The sequence below is a fragment of the Synergistaceae bacterium genome (assembly GCA_031272035.1).
Lineage (GTDB): Bacteria > Synergistota > Synergistia > Synergistales > Aminobacteriaceae > JAISSA01.
The window spans coordinates 1-16,339 of the sequence record JAISUO010000052.1 but is presented as its reverse complement, the minus strand read 5'-3'; the positions used below and the strand labels follow the sequence as shown (position 1 = coordinate 16,339).

The following is a 16,339-nucleotide window of genomic DNA, read 5'->3' as shown; positions in this document are numbered from 1 at the left end:
TGTTTACAGAAAATCAATAAAACGCGATGCGTTTACGACATCTTGCGAATAATATGAAAGCGACCAAAGCGGACAGAAAAAGCGCGGCCAGCGCCACCGCCCAGGAAGCGGGCTCCGTGTCTGCGCCCATGAGCGGACTGCGCATGACGTCCAGAAGGTAACAGAAGGGGTTATACCGGATAAGCGCCTCACGGGAAGCGGCCATTTGCGGCATCCAGAAAACAGGCGTGAGCATAAAGGCAATGTACAGAAGCAGGCTCAGAAGCTGTGGAATATCGTAAAAGCGCAGGCATAAAAGCCCCAGAATGAAGCTGAGAAAAAACAGGATCATCGTCACCAGGACCAGCCCCAAAAAGAACGAAAGAAGATGGCAGGGACGAAGGACGATATCGAAGCGCCAAATGCAGTACAAAACCACCGGAAGCTGATGGAGAAAAACCAACACCTGCAAAATCATATATTTCACACAAAAAAAGGAGTAGGGCATCCGGCGCTCCGTGTAAATGCCCCGGGCGGAGGTAAAAACACCCTCCGACCCCATCAGCGCCGGAGAAAGGAACTGCCAGCAGATGAGCCCCATGGACAGCCATCGCATATACACCGCGTCCCTCACGCTGAAGATCACAGGATAGAGGTAACCCAGGAACTGAATTTGCAGAAACGTCGAAACCGTATACCAAAAAGGCCCCAGCAGCGACCCCCGGTAACGGAGAAAGACATCCCGCCAGGCCAGCAAAAACGCCCCGGGCAGAAGCATCAGCGTCTCGCGAAAATCCATGAGCGCCCCCTTCCAGTCCGCCCCGTCGATTCGAAATATCATCCGGCCTGTCCCTCCATATAAAAATCCACGGCCTCATCCGGAGAAGAGCCGCTCACAATTCGCCCGTCCCGCAGAACTGCCGCCGTACTGCAAACAGAACGAATCAGATTCATGTCATGGGACGCCAGAACCAAAATTTTGGACTGGCTCGCGATACGCCGCATCCTCTCCTGAGCCTTCCGAAGAAACTCGAAATCTCCGGCGCTCAGCCATTCATCCAAAATCAGAATGTCCGGCTCAACCGACGTCGTCACAGAAAAATTCAGACGCGCCAGCATCCCGGCGGAATACTTCTGTATTGGAACGTGGATAAAATCCTCCAGTTCAGAGAACTCTATAATTTCAGGAAGAAGAGCCTTTATCGTCTTCACCGAGCACCCCTTGTATAAAAGCTGGTTGACGATATTTTCGTACCCTGTGGCATCGCTGCGAATCCCTGCGGAGGGGTTCAAAAAACTGTCGACCCGGCCTTCGACGGAAATTTCTCCTCCGGTGGGAAAATAGATGCCGGCGATGACCTTCAGGAGCGTCGTTTTTCCCGCGCCGTTCAGCCCGATGAGCCCCAGACGCTCTCCTTCGCGGATTTGCAGATTGATGCCGTCAAGAGCCCGGAAATAGTTTTCCTGAGAAAAATCATGTTTTTTTATTTTCAGTTTATCGATAAGATGCCGTCTCACCGATCCCCGATGCACATCAATCGGAAAATCCAGAAAGACGTTTGTCAGACGAATGCTGGACATCGTTGTACTCAGAAGCGTTCACGCCGGGATGCGACGTGCTTTTCAAAGGCCGCAAGCGCGTCGTCAACGGTTCGGTCCATGTCGCAATATCGGTAAGAACCCAAACGACCACCAGGGACCACGTTTTTCAGTCGAGAGGCGGCTTTCGCGTATTTCTGAAAAAGTTCGCCGTTACGTCTGTCGTTGACGGGATAGTACGGGCTGTCCTTTTCGCCTCTCCAGATGCTCGGATATTCGGTGCAGAGCCGCGTTACGCCCTCTTTCGTCTCGCGTTCGGGATGAAAATGTTTGAACTCGTGAACGCGAGTCCAGGGGATCGCTTCGTCCGCGTAGTTCATAACGGAAGTCCCCTGAAAATCCGAAACGGGCTCCGTCCGAAATTCGAAACAAAGGCTTCGCCATTCCAGACTGCCGTATCTGTAATCGAAAAAACGGTCGATGGCTCCGCTGAAGAAAACCGTGCAGTCTTCGGGAATTTTACAATCAATGTCATAAAAATCCACGCCGGGGAAAAAGTCGATCCTTGGGTTGGAAAGCAGGCGTTCGAAGAATTTTCCATACCCTTCCGCCGGAACGCCCTGATAAATCGCGTCGAAATAGTCCAAATTCCAGGTGGTTCGCACCGGAAGCCGCGAGATAATTTCAGCAGGCAGATCCTTCGGGTCCCTTCCCCATTGCTTCTTCGTGTAGCCCCGAATGAACGCCTCGTAGAGAGGACGACCGACGAGAGAAATGGCCTTTTCCTCCAGGTTTGCGGCGTCGTCCGGACCTTTCTCCCCCCGGGTCTCCCGACGAATGAAATCCGGAACTTCGCAGGGCTTCAGATTGAGCCCGTAAAAGGCGTTGATCAGCCCCAATCCCACAGGAAGCGGATAAACCCTGTCTCGATAAGTCGTCAGAACCCTGTGCCTGTAGTTCGTAAAGGAGGTGAACTTTGAAACGTAATCCCAGACGCGTTCCAGACTGGTGTGGAAAATGTGCGAGCCGTACAGGTGACATTCTATCCCTGTTTCCGGGTCGATTTCAGACCAGGAGGCGCCGCCGGGATGTCTGTTTTTATCGATAACCACAACTTTCTCATTCAGCTGCGACGCCAGGCGTTCCGCGATAACCGCCCCCCAGAACCCGGCCCCCACCACCAAATTTTTCAGTCCGGAAAAATCCACCATCACCACTCCCGCTATAAATTGAGATGCTGTTTATAAATTGAGATATTGTTTCCAAAATTCCCTCGTCATGAGACGCATTCCCTGTTCAGCCCATTCCTGACGCAGTTTTCTCCAGCGAAATGCCAGACAAAGGCGCAGCAGAAACCACCGGACGACGATGCGCAGACACCGGATCCGGTTTATGTTTCTGCGCAGCTCTTTTCCTTCCTGAAAATCAACGATGCGAAGACTTTTTTTCAGAAAACAGCGGTACGGGTCGTAAGGCGCGGAGGTTGAGAGAACACCCTCCGGAGCGAAAAATATCGAGGGCAGCCAATGTCCGCCCACCGTCAGCCTGAAGAGTCCTCGAAAGAGAAATTGCCTCAGAACTCCAACCGTTTCTTTTTGCTCGTCGGGCGAAGAACAGGATTCGACCCGGGGAATCATGGCCTCGTTTCGGGCGGACTGCCGCTCCAGAACGGACTCCGGCGACATTTCCGCCAGGCGGCGCGGCCCTCCCAGAAAATCGGAAAAACCATCCAGTATCGCCTCCGCCGCGTTGTAGTTGTACCGGTACAGCTGGTTGCGCAGGTTGATCCGCACCCGACGCAGAACGTTTTTTCCGGGCAGCCCCAGAGAAAAAACCATAATGATACAAAGGTTGCGATTTATAAAATAATGCAGCATGTTGCTCGTTTTTTTCTCAAAGGAATCATGCCAGACGCAGAGCCCATTCATATTGATAAATTTATTGAAGTTGCGTAAACTGTACTCCACATCGTCTCCGCGGAGGAACAGGGGCAGAGGCAGATTTTCGGGCCCCGCCGCGGAAGCGGGAAAACAGCAAAAATACCAGGGCTGGTAACGTTTTCCGTTTTTCTGGGCAGATTTCACCGTTTCGTTTTTTACGACCGCTTCCCGTGAAGAAAGGTTCGCAAAAGGCTCTCCGGGGATCTGGCGAACGCCTTCTTTCACGTCGGCGACGATCCAGGCTCCGTTTTCCTCCTGAATGGAGGGATTGTCCCTGCGGAGCATAGCCCCTCCCACAACGGCAGACGCCGCATCTTCCCTCAGCAGGCTCAGAAATTTTTTCAGACGCTCCAGCGAGTTCAGACTGATCGAAACGTCGTCGTCCATGAGCAGGATGTGAGTGCAGGCGCAGTCCGAAGCGGTGACCTCCATAAGGCCTCTGGTGAACCCCCCGGCCCCTCCGGTGTTTCTGTTGTGAAAAATGCGCAGATTCCCGCAGGTCTCCGGAGGAGTCCCCAAAGTCCGTCCGTTGTCCACAACAAAAATCGACAGTTCCTTTACGCCGTCGTGAAGAAGCCGAAGGTTGCGTTTCACGTCCTCTTCCTTTTTATATGTGCATATGACGAGGGCAATTTTGACCGGACGCGGAAATTCCGGCGAAACCTCCGCCAGATACCTCCCGCCATAAATGATGGAGTCGCCGTGAGAAGAGAGCGAAAAAGCCACCAGCGTATGGTCGTTGCGGGGGCAAGGCAGCAACACGTCCATCCGTTCCGGCGCGTGGACGGGTTCAACGGCCAGAACCGTCTTTTTAACCTCTCCCTTTTGCCAGTCCAGTCCGAACAATTCGACGACAACGTCCCCCTTCAGGTTCAGCTCAAGGGTCAGGCGGGTCAGGGCTGTCCATTCGAGCCACTTTTTCAATGAAAATGAATTGAAATACGTATCGAAACAGACCCGGCTCCCCGGCGGAAGCCTGAGAACTTCTCCCAGGGGAACACCCCGCAGATACATCTCACAGGGGATTGTCCCCATGTTTCTTTCCGAAGAGAATAAAAGTTTTTGAACCTCAAATCTATTCGGCGAGAAAGACCCTGCCACGAAAGAACCACCCCCTTACGCGCGCTCCGGAAGTCCGGCCCCGCCGGGAACATTCCCGAAAACATTCATAGCAACATTCATGGAAGCATCCGTTCGGAAAAGCGTTTCGCAGGTATCCAGCATGGCGGATTCCTCGAAAAAACGGCGGGATCTGGCCAGAGATTCGGCCGCCATTTCCTTCCGCTCCTTTTGATGGTCCGCGAGGTAGATCATCGCTTCGGCAAGCGCGTCGGAATCTCCGGGAGGAACCACAATTCCGGTTTCTCCATCCAGGTTGACCCAGGAGGTTCCCGTTCCGAGCTCCGTGCTGACCACCGGCAGCCCCGAAGCCATGGCCTCCGCCAGAACGATGCCGTAGGCTTCCGTTTTATGAGTCGAGGGAAGCACAAAACAGTCGGCCAGCCCGAAAAGCGCCCGATAAACCTTTTCCGGCTGATGAGGGAGAACAAGGACATGATCTCCAAGGGCATATTCCACCGCGAGTCGTTTTATATCCCGCTCCTCCGGACCGGATCCCACCAGAAACGCGCAGATCGGAAGGGTGTTTTTACCGAACCGAACCTCCCGTAATTTCACCTTTCGCATGGCCTCCATTAAAACTTCCAGTCCCTTGTAGTACACCATTCGACCGGCGAACATCACCCTGAAGGAAGGCAGGGGGAGATCTCGCAGCAGCCATCGGGCTCTGGCCAGCGCAGTTTCGTCATATCCCGCGTAGTCCCGCGTTCGTACGCCGATGGGAACGACGGAGATTTTTTCCGCAACCGCTTTCAGCACTCTTGAACTTCCGGAGAGAGGGGGACTCGACACGACGACCCCGTCACACCGCCCCAAAAAGCGCCGCAGCAGAGCGTCATAGAAGGGAAGCAAAACTTTTGGCCTCTGAGCATCGCCATGATAGGTGCAGATTATTTTTTTGCCCCGCAGGAACGAGGGCCGCAAACAGGAAACCAGCAAAAGCGCGGCCTCTCCCATGGGATTGGGAGAATGCAGGTTGATCACGTCCGCCTCCTTCGAAAGCCTGAAGAACTCACGGATAAAACGCAACCCCGCTGGGGCGCTGCCAATGTGCCCCAGGGGACGGACCCGGCAGATTTTCACGCCGCCGATTTCCTCCCTGGAGTCGCGGTTTCCGAAGCACAGCACGGTCGCCTCGTTTCCCCGTTGCCGCATCCCCTCGGCGATCTGACGGACAACGGTTTCCACTCCCCCAGAATGAGGGTAATAAGCCTTATTCACCAGCAAAATTTTCATGCCTGTACCGGCCCGTCCCGGTCAGCCCCGTCAGATGGGGTAAAAACCACGCAAAAAAGCTGTCCGACAGTCTCGCACCTGCTGATTCTCGCCTCACACCGCTCCGCCATCCGCGCAATCTTCGCCTTCGAATAAAAATAGACGGGACAGCCTTTCAGAACGAGACGAAGGGTTCTCAAAAGCGAACGCGACGTACCGGCCCTGGGAAATGTGGCGATGAAACGCTTCGACGTCAAAGTCATCGCCTTTTTCATAAAAGAGAGAGAATCCGTGACGTAATCGAAAACGCCTATGGCCGTCACCACGTCGAAAGGAGCTCCGAAATCCACAGTCATAAAATCGCCGTTCAGAAGTTCGAGCCTGTCTCTGTAGCTTTTCAGCCTTGAAGCGGCTATTTTCAGCATCTCAGAGGACAAATCCACGCCGGTCACCGAACAGGCCCCGTTTTTAAGGAATCCTTTGGAGTGAATTCCCGTACCGCAGCCAATCTCCAGCACACGGGGATGAGAGTTCAGGCACGCGTGTTCCATCGCGAAAACAGACCGTCCCTCCATGTCGCCGCGCAGAAGTTTATTGAGCCATCCCCGAAGTTTTCCGTCTTCCTGGTAAATGGCGTCAAATTTTGAAGCCTCCCTGTCCCAATACTCGACTCTAAAATCCATTTGCTTTCAGAACCTCTTCCGCAGAACCAAAACGAAAGGACGACAGCAGCCGTTCGAGGTTCATTTTCGTCCCGCTCAGCCCAACATAATGACGAAAATACCTGACGAGGGGAAGTCGAATCCGGGGCTGCTCCGGATCCAGCTCCCAGGGATGAATGTAAAAAACCGCAGGACGCCCGCGCCAATTCGCCCACTTCAGGATCCAGCCGCTCAAAAAGCCGGGAAGGAGACGAAAATACCCTCCCCCCAACCAGGGAGTTACAGGAATTTCCAAAATCCCCTCAGACCGACGATGAATCCCGACCGGGCAATTTTTCCATCCATAATCCGGATGTCCGGAAAACGGTACAATGGAAGAATCGTATCTCAGGCCGAAAGAGGCAAGGCTTTCAAGCGCCCAGGCGGTTTTTTCCACGACAGAAAACGAAGGCGCCCGATAACCGGCGATGGCATTTCGGGGAACGATTCGGGTAACCGCATCGAAGGCGCGTCTCAGGTCCGTTTCGAAGGTTTCGCGGGTCATCGCGGTAAGGCGCCTGTGTTCGTAGCCATGCAGGCCAATTTCATGACCGGCGTCGTAAATCCCCCGCACCAGCCCCGGACACCGATCCGCTATCCAGCCCAGCACGAAAAAGGTCGCACGCACGCCATGTTTTTTCAGAAGCGCCAGCAGAAAGGCTACAGGGCCTTCCAGCCGAAGTTCCCGGTCGTCCCAGGTCGAAGGCGGGAAAACAGCCTCCATATTTCTGACGCAAAACCAGTCCTCCACATCCACCGTAAAGACATTCAGAATTTCGGAGTTCACTTTTGTTCACTTTCTATCCTGATTTACTATCCTGATTTAATCCATACCGTGTCAATTCACCATATATTTGCCGTCGAACCGGCCTTCGAGAAATTTTTCCCTCTCTTTTGGGGGATAATATTTGAAGTAACGCCGTCCTTCCCGGATGTCGCCTCGCTTCTGACAGAGCAGCATCAAAAGGTTGAGTTCCTCATACGCCGGCTGCGTCTCCACACAGCGCCTGAGAAGGCGCAGAGCGTCCCGGTCGTTCTGTTCCGCGTCCTCCAGAGGAATAAGCGTTCTGTTGTAGTTTTCACGGGCCGTGAGTCTGAGGAAGGCGTCCTCGATCAAAAAGGGAGGTTTACGGCTTTCCCGCTCTCTGGACGAGCGCGTGGAAAGGTAAAAAGGCTCGTAAAAATATTTCCCCAGATACCGTCGCCCCTGAAAAGACTGCGTCAGGAATATGATTCCCGATAGAGACAGAACGATGATCGCCCCGGACACAGCCGCACGGCTTCGAAAGGACAAACGGAGCGGAGAGGCCTCCAGGCGCGAAATCATCCCCAGAGCAAGAGGCAGGGTAAAGGCCGTGTCCACGTGATGCATGGGTCGGCTGAAACAGGAATCGGCCATCAGAACGGCCAGAGCCGCCATGCTCCAGGACAGCAGGGATACTTTTTCCCGGTCGTGACCGTTTCTGGCTCTTTTCAAACCCCGAAGGCCAAGCCCCGCGCCATACAACAAAAGAGAAAAGAACAGCGCGCCGCCGACGATCCCCGTCTCCGCGATCCACTGAAGGTATTCATTGTGGGCCCAAAAGGTGTACCTCGGCTCCAAATCGTACTTTTCACGAAAAGCCGCGAGAGCGTCCAGGTAGTTCCACTTGAAATTCCCCAGTCCTGTCCCCAGCATCGGCGCGTTTTTTATCATTTCCCAGCTCGTGAGCCAAATAGCCCATCGGCCCTCGTATTTTGCGGAAAACCCATCCAAATTCAACAGTTTGCTCATATCCCTGCGCTCCACCCGCAGAACTTCGGGAGCGGCAAAAGCGACACAGGCCACCAGCAGAACCGCTGTCAGCAAAAGCTTCAGATTCTTTTTTGCAAAAACAAATCCACAAGCCGCCCAAAGCACAAAAAGCCCGATAAAACAGGCGATAAAAGCCGAACGACTGCCGGTTTTCCAAAGCCCCACAGCGCTGAGAACCCAAACAAAAAAATCGTACCCCCGGATTGCGGCGCAAAAACGACCTCGGCCGCGGGGGCCATAAAGCAGGAGCCACAGCCCCGCCACAGCGGCAAGAGCCAGATAAGCCCCTAAAATATTATCCAGAACGGTATTGCCCAGAAAGCGATCCGACGCTCCGCTGGCATCCAAAATAAAAGGAAGCCTCAGATCGGGGAGAAAATTTTGCACACAGCCAAAAATTACCGACAATCCGCCCGTGGCGGCGACGGCACGCAGTATGCCGGGCAGAACCCCGTCGATCGGAAGATTTCTCAGAACGATGACCGCCCCGCCCAAAGCCGCAAAAAAATACAGATTACGAAGCCACTCATGCAAACTGCGAAGAGGAACGAAAAAAGGCTGAAGCCCCGCCAGCATAACGAGAACCAGCCAGGCCAGCTCCATGCGCGTCACCTGGACGCCGGTCTCACGGAGAGAGGAAAATGCCGCAGCCCCGACGCCATAAGCGACAACGAAAAAAACAAGAGTCCATTTGTAAAAATCGACGGGCGGATACCACCCGCGTCCGTTGAAGACAGCCACCGGAAGAGCGGCCAGAGCGGCGGCCGTGAAAAAGGCCGGATAATGAGAAAAAGGGCGAGAGGTAAACTTTAACCGATCATATTCCGGTTTCAGAAGAGAATTCATGGCGAATGTCCTGATTTATGGCGTCCAAATGAAAGTATCCGTATAAATGGAGAAGGTGGAGGATATTATACCTCCTGCGAACAGCATAATATTCCCCCAACCGAGGAGAAAACTACTTCTTACGAAGCCGGTTTAAACCAAACGCCGGAAGCAGGAACAACGCCACAGCCCCCAGAGTCAAGGCTGAACATCCTCCGCCTCCGCCTCCGCCGCTGTCAACGGCTCCTCTGACGCTCACATAACCGGCTTTCGCGGGCTCCGTGACATCGGGATTCGAAAAGGGAGAGAGTTTTGTAAACGTGTACTTACCGCCGTCGCTTTTCAGGTCGATTGCCGGATTTGCGGCGGCAGATCTGACTTTGGAGCTCGCGGCTTCGTAACTCACAAATTTCTTTTCCTTATAATTGTAAAGAAGCTCATCTTTCAGCCAGTGGATCGTTACGGCCCCGCTTTCCGGCAACATGAACTCCACCTGCGCCACCGTTATGTCCCGCGCCACTGACCCGTCAAGAGCTCCATAGACGGCCTGAAGCGCCTTGTCCTGCTCTTTCGAAAGGCGACTGACAATATTGGTCACTACAGGATTTATCGCCCCGTCCACCTTATAATCGTCCGACTTCGGCGGAAGATAATTCGGCGTTTCTGCCGCAAACACCGCGCCTGCCATAAAAACCAGTAACACTCCAGGACTCAGCACATTAAAAATACGCCTCGGAGACTGCCTCATTTCAATCACTCCTTCAATCTCGCAGGAAAAAATCACTGGTATTATCCGCGTTGACAGGAGAGCAGTCATCCGCCTTTCAGCATAATAAACCTTAAACTTTATCCAGATTACAACAGTGTTTTTAGATATATTTTTCAAATCATCAGGATTACTGTTGCGTTCACTTCTTTTTTTTCTCTCAAAATACGCTCAATAGCGGATAATTTCACGAAGTATCTCAAGCGATCGCCTCGCGTCCTCCAAAAAACTTTTTTCGCCGGGGTCCGCCTCGACGCTCACCGTTCCGTCATACCCCAGGGCCTCCGCGGCCTTCAGGGCCCGACGGCAGAAATCGGCGTCGGCCGCCTCGGGAAAACGCTTGCGTTTATCCTCCGTAATGCCGTTAATGTGCAGGTGCCGAACCCAGGGCATCGCTCCGGCGAAGTCGTCCGCGGCCTCCCCCGCAAGAACCTTGTGATGAAAATCCAGGACCATCGCTAAATTTTTCAGATTTGGATTCTCCCGGCTCAGGGTTTCGACCATGTTCAAAGCGTGAAGCGTGCCGATTCCATAATCACAGGTGAGGGGATTCAGAGCCTCGTAGAGAACCGTCATTCCCCATTTATCCGCCTCTTCCGCCGTTATGGTCAGGAACTCCTTCATTTGTTCGTCGGCTTTTTTCAGGTCGTATCCCTTCGGAAGACGCCGGGCGAGAGGCGAACCGATCCCCAGATTTTTCGCCCCCAGCAGATTTCCTCTTCGAGCCAGGAGGGCGGCGTACTCCCGCGCCTTTTTCCGGTCATATCCCGGCCCCACCATGGGAACGTTGTCCCGGCAGTAGGCGTTAAACCCCAGACAGGGAACGCCTCTTTCCTGAATTTTACCGGCCAGACGCGAGACATCCGCCTCCGACAGTCCGGCCGTTTCGTAACCTGATAATTCGGCGAAGTCGTAACCCAGCGCGCACAAATCATCGTATTGCCCAATCGATATGCAGCAGCCCAGTTTCATTTCCGTCAGTCCTCCTTCTGCAATACTTTTCTTTTAATACATGCCCATCATTTTGGGAATGAATGTGGAGATCGCGGGAAACAGCGAAATCAGCGCGAGAGCCACAATGACCGCCGCCACCTGAGGGATCGCGGGTTTCGCTATTTCTTCGATCCGAAGTCCGCTGATGTTGGCCCCCACGAAAAGATTGACGGCCACAGGCGGGGTGACCTGACCGATGGCCATGTTCACCGTGGCCACAACGCCGAACCAGAGCGGGTCCCAGCCGAAATGGGCCACAACGGGAAGCAGCACCGGCATAAAAACATACATGATGGCGATGGCCTCAAGGATCATGCCGGCGAAAAACAGCATGACGTTAATGGTCAGCAGAACGACCCAGGGATTGTCGGAGATGTTGAGCAGAATATTTCCGATTTTGGGAATGAACCCTATCGTATCGCCCACCCAGGAGTAGAGGCCGGCGCAGGTGACGACGAACATCACCACCGCGGAGCCCTGCAGGGAACTGATCAAAATATCCAGGAGGATTTTCAGCGTGAGGGTCCTGTAGATGAAAAACCCGATGAACAAACCATAAAATACCGCCACGGCGGCGGCTTCCGTGGGTGTGAACACGCCTCCGTAAATGCCCCCGAGGATAATGAGAGGGGTGACCAGCCCCCAAAAAGCGTTTCGAAAGGCCCTCCCCAGCTCGCCGGGAGTGCGGGGAGTTCCTCTGTAGCCGGCCCTGGCCGACAGCAGGCGCACGACAATCATCAGAGCGAGGGCTACGACGATACCCGGCAGAATCCCCGCGGCAAACAGCGCCCCGATGGACACCTGGGGCATGATGTCGCAATATACGATAAAAATGATGCTGGGGGGAATGATGATGGCCAGACCGGAGGAAACCGAGACCACGGAAGTGGCAAAGGCCTTGTCGTATCCGGCTTTGACCATTCCGGGAATGAGAACCAGCCCCAGCGCGGCCACGGTGGCCGGTCCGGAACCGCTCACGGCCCCCCAGAAAGTGGCGACCGCCACTGTGGCAATGGCCAGACCGCCCGTCACCGAACCCACCAGCTCGTTGATGAGCCGGATGATGCGCTCGGCAATGCCCGCCTTTTCCATGATGACCCCCGCCAGAATGAAAAACGGAATCGCCAGAAGCGGAAATTTATAGATCCCCGCATAGAAATTGTAGGAAAGCATCATGATCCCCAAATCCCATTTCCACAGGAGAAAACACGCGGCGCAGCCCAGGGAAACGGAAATCGGGACACTGCACAGCAGCGGTCCCAGGAAAAGAAGCAGCATCCAGAACGCGGGCTCGTTGAAAAGGTCAGCCATTCGACCTCACCTCCTTCATCACGGAATGGCCTATTCTGAAAATAATCAACACGGAAAAAACGGGCAGAGCCAGGGTGTAAAGCCATGTGGGCGTCTGCAGGGCCTCCGTCACCGAGCTGAGCTCATACTCGTCCCACACCTGCAAAACCCCCCTGTAGGTGAGAAGCGCGAAAAACGCCGCGGAAAAAAGGTTCGACAGGAAAAAGAGCCCCTTCTGCACCTTACGGGGGCATCGGTCGTAGATGAACGTCATGGCCAGGTGCGTGCGGTGTTTGTAGCAGATCGAAATCCCCAAAAGAGTGATCCAGACGAAAAGATTGAGGGCCACCTCCTCGGTAAAGGCAAAGGAATAGTTGGAAAAATAACGCGTAATGACGTTCAGAAACGCGATGGTCACCATGATAAAAAGCAGTATCGCCCCCAAAACTTCCTCGAAACGATTGAAAAGCCCGTTGAAAATTTTTTTCAGCATTTTCGACATCCTTTATTGAGCTTTAGTAAAACAGATAAAAAACAGTGCAAAAACAGTGAAAAAGCCCACCGACCAAAAATCGGTGGGCTCTCGGGGTGCAGGCAAAATTATTTCCTGACGGATTTCATATCCTCTTCCGCCGCTTCGTAAAGCTCTTTTCCGATCTTGTCCTTCCAACTGTCGCGGACGGATTGGGTTTTTTCGACGAACTGTCTGACTTCATCGTCCGAGAGCCGGACCACTTTGGCCCCCTCGGCCTGAATGGCTCCGTAATAGTCCTTCAGCTCGGGAACTTTGCCGATGGACTCCAGGTATTTCAGGGCGGAGCCGTCGTCCAGTCCCACCCGCGCCATGGCCATTTCAAATTTGCCGGCCTCTTCCGCGCAGTCTTTGATCAGCTTCTGATCTTCGGGAGAAAAGGACTTCCAGACTCCCGGATTTACGCAGTACATCAGCGCGTCGCACGTGTAATGCCAGTCCGAAATGTAGGGATGATACTGCTGAATCTTATACACGTAAAAATAGTTGAACGGGTTTTCCTGTCCGTCGATAACGCCCTGCTGCACAGCGGACATGACGTCGTTCCAGTTCATGTTGACGGGGTTCGCGCCCATAGCCCTGAAGGTGTCCAGAATCAGCGGACTGCCCACCACCCGCACCTTCATGCCCACGAGATCGTCCGGAACGTGGATCTCTCTTTTGCTGTTCGTGATGGCCCGATAGCCGTTCTCTCCCCAGGCGAGGAAATGCACGCCCTTGCTTTCGAGAATGTCCTGAATTATCTTTCCCGCTTTGCCGTTTTTGACGGCGTCGATTTCCTCATAGGTGTTCATGAAGAAGGGCAGAGCGAAAAGGTTGAACTCCGGCATCTGAGGCGCCCAGTTGAAAACGCCCTGCAGCGCGAAATCGATGGCGCCGTTCCTCAAAAGCAGCATCGAAGCCGTCTGCTTGCCGGCGGTGAGCTGCGAGCTGAAATAGGGACGAATGTTGATCTTCCCTCCGGAACGTTCCTTCACGAGGTCGCAGAAGTACTGCGCGCCCTGCCCCCAGGCCGTCTGGATGTTGGGGACGAGGTCCAGCTTGTACTCGTCCTTATACGCGGCCAGGGCCCTCCCCGAAAAAACGCACAGCGTAAACAAAAGCGCAATTACCAAAACTTTCTGCCCTTTTGACAACCCCTTCATTTCCACTTCATCCTCCCTCAGTTAAATTTTAGAAATCTCCGTCACAAAATCACCGCGCCCCTGCTGGCCGAGGAGGCGAGGCGCGAATACACCCGCAGGTATCCTCTGGGAATTTCCTTTGGCGGCAGGCTCCAGCGGCTTTTGCGACGGGCAAGCTCTTCTTCGCTCACCTCAAGAGTTATCGTCCCCGCCGGAACGTCGATTTTGATGACGTCCCCGTTTTCGATGAGGGCGATGGGGCCGCCCTCCGCAGCCTCGGGGGAAATGTGCCCCACGAAACAGCCGTTGTTCGTCCCCGAAAAACGCCCGTCCGTCACGAGAGCCGTGGTTTCGTTGAGCCCCCGTCCGTAGAGATACTTCATGGCCTTGTACATTTCCCTCATGCCGGGGCCGCCCTTGGGTCCCTCGTAGCGGATGACGACCACGTCGCCGTCCTGAATTTTTCCGGCAAGAATGGCTTCGTTGGCGTCTTCCTCGCAGTCAAAAACTTTGGCAGGGCCGGAAAAAACCCTCAGATGCGGGGCGAAGGCGCCCGGTTTCGTTATTCCGGAATCCGGCGCCAGGTTGCCCCGAAGCACGGCAATTCCTCCCGTGGGGCTGAAGGGCGCCTGTCTCGTTTTAATGACTTCATCATTGGGAGCGTAAAGGAACTGGTAACTTTTGAGGTTCTCGGCCAGGGGCTTTCCCGTGCAGGTCAAAACGGAGGTGTCCAGCAGGTCTCCCAGCTCGTTCATGACCCGCGGTATGCCTCCGGCGCGATGGAAATCTTCCATGTCCCACTTCGCCGCCGGGTTGACCTTCGCGATGTGAGGGGTTTCCGCCCCAAGGCGCGCGAATTCGTCCACCACGTTCATGTCGATTTCCGCTTCGTGAGCCACGGCGCTCAGGTGCAGCACGGTGTTGGTGGAGGCGCTGATCGCATGTACGATCCTTATGGCGTTGCGGATGGCCGCGGGAGTGACGATGGCCCTGGGGGTCAGGCCCCGTTCGACCAGCCGGCAAACCTGCGCCCCCGAGGCGAAGGCGATTCTCCGCCGCTCCGCCCACACCGCCGGAACGAGAGCGCTTCCGGTGAGGGACATGCCCAGAGCTTCTGTCACGCAGCCCATGGAGTTGGCCGTTCCCAGAAACGAGCAGGCTCCGCAGCCGGGGCAGCTGGTGTCCTCGATTTCCGCCAGCATTTCCTTCTTTATGCGCCCCGCCTTCAGCATACCCAGCGCCTCGTCGTTGGACGTGGAGTCCGTTTTGCGCCCGTCGAAAACGTTGCCGCCGAGCATGGGCCCCGCCCCCACGACGATGCAGGGAATATCCAGCCGGACCGCGGCCATGAGCATCGCCGGGACGATCTTGTCGCAGGACCCCAGCAGCACCAGTCCGTCAAGACAATGAGCCTGAGCCTCGATTTCGATGGAATTGCAGATGATCTCCCGGGACGGCAGGATATATTTCATCCCGTCATGGCCCTGAGCGATTCCGTCGCAGGCGGAAATGACGCCGAACTCCACGGCGGTTCCCCCCGCGCTGTAAATGCCCCGCTCGACGAAACGCGCCAGCTCCTGCAAATTTGAATGCCCCGGAACGAGCGTACTCCAGGAATTCGCGATTCCAATCATCGGGCGGCCATTCAGTTCCTCCCCCGAATACCCCATACCCTTGAACAGCGCGCGCGCAAGGCCACTTTCCGCCTCTCGCAGGTTCACGGAACTGCGAAGCACCATTAGGTCACTCCCTCAATTTGTCATTCTATTTTAACTGCATATAAAATAATAATAATATTTTATTATAATACCACGGAAAAAACGCCTCCGGAGGATGGCCCGCGCACCAGGGATTTTGCTGACTGCTGGACGCTGATGTCAGGAAATGTGAAAAAGGAATACAAAAGACGAGCCGATAGACATTTATCGACCCGCTGTGAAAAATTTTGTGCTCCAACCCGCCCGTTATACGATGTTGGAGAAAATCAACGCAGTTTTTCTATCTCTTCCGCAGACAGACCGCTTGCCTGCGCGATTTGATCAATATCCGCCCCTAACCGCAGAAAATTGCGGGCGACTCTTGTCACGCCCTCTTCTATCCCTTCTATTCTTCCCTCTATTTTTCCTTTTATTTCCCCTTCTATTTTCCCTCTGAGTTCTCCTCTTGCCTCGGCCTGAGCTTCTTTTTCCGCCAATAAATATTCATATGTATGCTCGGCGCTGTATGCATCCATCAATGCGCGCTGACGCCGGAAGTACATTTCTTTTTCCTCTTCATTCGCCCAAAAAGAAGTCTCAAGCTCTTTCGCCAGCGTCAGGATTTTATCTTCCTCCATCACTTTACTCATTCGCGTGCCTCCCTCGTTGCAGAAATACAACAGCCATCTCTCAAGTCCGTTTGCGGGAAACTCCTGCCCCAGTTGCCTCAAAAACTTCGGCAGTTCCAGATAAACAATCCGCATATCTTCGCAAAGACGATTCCCGCTTTTGTCGTTGCGGATACTGTAAGAATTCCAGTACGC

At 54.3% G+C, this 16,339-nt stretch carries 15 protein-coding genes; all 15 read right to left on the bottom strand.

What is annotated here, in order from left to right:
* Positions 1 to 13: 13 nt before the first annotated feature.
* The 15 genes from LBR61_06580 to LBR61_06510 all read right to left on the bottom strand — a co-directional run bounded on the left by LBR61_06580 (position 14) and on the right by LBR61_06510 (position 16,318).
* Positions 14 to 820, bottom strand: a complete 807-nt coding sequence (locus LBR61_06580) for an ABC transporter permease (GenBank protein ID MDR1731746.1) — start codon at positions 818 to 820, stop codon at positions 14 to 16.
* On the bottom strand, positions 817 to 1,560 hold the full coding sequence (locus tag LBR61_06575; protein ID MDR1731745.1) for an ABC transporter ATP-binding protein: 744 nt from the start codon (positions 1,558 to 1,560) through the stop codon (positions 817 to 819). Before LBR61_06575 ends, LBR61_06580 begins: the two co-directional genes overlap by 4 nt.
* A gap of 8 nt (positions 1,561 to 1,568) precedes the next feature.
* Positions 1,569 to 2,729: a UDP-galactopyranose mutase gene (gene glf / locus LBR61_06570; GenBank protein ID MDR1731744.1), complete on the bottom strand. Its 1,161-nt coding sequence runs from the start codon at positions 2,727 to 2,729 to the stop codon at positions 1,569 to 1,571.
* Between the two features lie 30 nt (positions 2,730 to 2,759).
* On the bottom strand, positions 2,760 to 4,472 hold the full coding sequence (locus tag LBR61_06565) for a glycosyltransferase (protein ID MDR1731743.1): 1,713 nt from the start codon (positions 4,470 to 4,472) through the stop codon (positions 2,760 to 2,762).
* Between the two features lie 102 nt (positions 4,473 to 4,574).
* Positions 4,575 to 5,813, bottom strand: coding sequence for a glycosyltransferase (locus LBR61_06560; GenBank protein MDR1731742.1), 1,239 nt, complete (start codon positions 5,811 to 5,813; stop codon positions 4,575 to 4,577).
* A complete protein-coding gene (locus LBR61_06555) occupies positions 5,810 to 6,475 on the bottom strand; it encodes a class I SAM-dependent methyltransferase (GenBank protein ID MDR1731741.1) in 666 nt (221 codons plus the stop codon). Before LBR61_06555 ends, LBR61_06560 begins: the two co-directional genes overlap by 4 nt.
* Entirely contained in the window at positions 6,465 to 7,280 is an 816-nt protein-coding gene (locus tag LBR61_06550) for a DUF3473 domain-containing protein (protein ID MDR1731740.1), read from the bottom strand. Before LBR61_06550 ends, LBR61_06555 begins: the two co-directional genes overlap by 11 nt.
* A 51-nt stretch (positions 7,281 to 7,331) precedes the next feature.
* Entirely contained in the window at positions 7,332 to 9,134 is a 1,803-nt protein-coding gene (locus LBR61_06545) for an O-antigen ligase family protein (GenBank protein MDR1731739.1), read from the bottom strand.
* 112 nt (positions 9,135 to 9,246) lie between these two features.
* Entirely contained in the window at positions 9,247 to 9,801 is a 555-nt protein-coding gene (locus LBR61_06540) for a hypothetical protein (protein MDR1731738.1), read from the bottom strand.
* Between the two features lie 249 nt (positions 9,802 to 10,050).
* The gene (locus tag LBR61_06535) at positions 10,051 to 10,851 is read right to left on the bottom strand and encodes a sugar phosphate isomerase/epimerase (GenBank protein MDR1731737.1); all 801 of its coding nucleotides are present in this window, start codon (positions 10,849 to 10,851) and stop codon (positions 10,051 to 10,053) included.
* Positions 10,852 to 10,884: 33 nt separating this feature from the next.
* Complete coding sequence (locus LBR61_06530; protein MDR1731736.1) at positions 10,885 to 12,183, bottom strand: TRAP transporter large permease; 1,299 nt, start codon at positions 12,181 to 12,183, stop codon at positions 10,885 to 10,887.
* On the bottom strand, positions 12,176 to 12,655 hold the full coding sequence (locus LBR61_06525) for a TRAP transporter small permease (protein MDR1731735.1): 480 nt from the start codon (positions 12,653 to 12,655) through the stop codon (positions 12,176 to 12,178). The genes LBR61_06530 and LBR61_06525 overlap by 8 nt, the downstream gene beginning before the upstream one ends.
* A 107-nt stretch (positions 12,656 to 12,762) precedes the next feature.
* Positions 12,763 to 13,839, bottom strand: a complete 1,077-nt coding sequence (locus tag LBR61_06520; GenBank protein MDR1731734.1) for a DctP family TRAP transporter solute-binding subunit — start codon at positions 13,837 to 13,839, stop codon at positions 12,763 to 12,765.
* Between the two features lie 41 nt (positions 13,840 to 13,880).
* Entirely contained in the window at positions 13,881 to 15,557 is a 1,677-nt protein-coding gene (ilvD, locus tag LBR61_06515; protein MDR1731733.1) for a dihydroxy-acid dehydratase, read from the bottom strand.
* 245 nt (positions 15,558 to 15,802) lie between these two features.
* Positions 15,803 to 16,318, bottom strand: a complete 516-nt coding sequence (locus LBR61_06510; GenBank protein MDR1731732.1) for a PD-(D/E)XK nuclease family transposase — start codon at positions 16,316 to 16,318, stop codon at positions 15,803 to 15,805.
* Positions 16,319 to 16,339 lie beyond the last annotated feature (21 nt).

Coding starts and splice junctions, on each gene's coding strand:
- LBR61_06580 (MDR1731746.1), bottom strand. CDS start 820: ATGATATTTCGAATCGACGGGGCGGACTGGAAGGGGGCGCTCATGGAT.
- LBR61_06575 (MDR1731745.1), bottom strand. CDS start 1,560: ATGTCCAGCATTCGTCTGACAAACGTCTTTCTGGATTTTCCGATTGAT.
- glf (MDR1731744.1), bottom strand. CDS start 2,729: ATGGTGGATTTTTCCGGACTGAAAAATTTGGTGGTGGGGGCCGGGTTC.
- LBR61_06565 (MDR1731743.1), bottom strand. CDS start 4,472: ATGTATCTGCGGGGTGTTCCCCTGGGAGAAGTTCTCAGGCTTCCGCCG.
- LBR61_06560 (MDR1731742.1), bottom strand. CDS start 5,813: ATGAAAATTTTGCTGGTGAATAAGGCTTATTACCCTCATTCTGGGGGA.
- LBR61_06555 (MDR1731741.1), bottom strand. CDS start 6,475: ATGGATTTTAGAGTCGAGTATTGGGACAGGGAGGCTTCAAAATTTGAC.
- LBR61_06545 (MDR1731739.1), bottom strand. CDS start 9,134: ATGAATTCTCTTCTGAAACCGGAATATGATCGGTTAAAGTTTACCTCT.
- LBR61_06540 (MDR1731738.1), bottom strand. CDS start 9,801: ATGGCAGGCGCGGTGTTTGCGGCAGAAACGCCGAATTATCTTCCGCCG.
- LBR61_06535 (MDR1731737.1), bottom strand. CDS start 10,851: ATGAAACTGGGCTGCTGCATATCGATTGGGCAATACGATGATTTGTGC.
- LBR61_06530 (MDR1731736.1), bottom strand. CDS start 12,183: ATGGCTGACCTTTTCAACGAGCCCGCGTTCTGGATGCTGCTTCTTTTC.
- LBR61_06525 (MDR1731735.1), bottom strand. CDS start 12,655: ATGCTGAAAAAAATTTTCAACGGGCTTTTCAATCGTTTCGAGGAAGTT.
- LBR61_06520 (MDR1731734.1), bottom strand. CDS start 13,839: ATGAAGGGGTTGTCAAAAGGGCAGAAAGTTTTGGTAATTGCGCTTTTG.
- ilvD (MDR1731733.1), bottom strand. CDS start 15,557: ATGGTGCTTCGCAGTTCCGTGAACCTGCGAGAGGCGGAAAGTGGCCTT.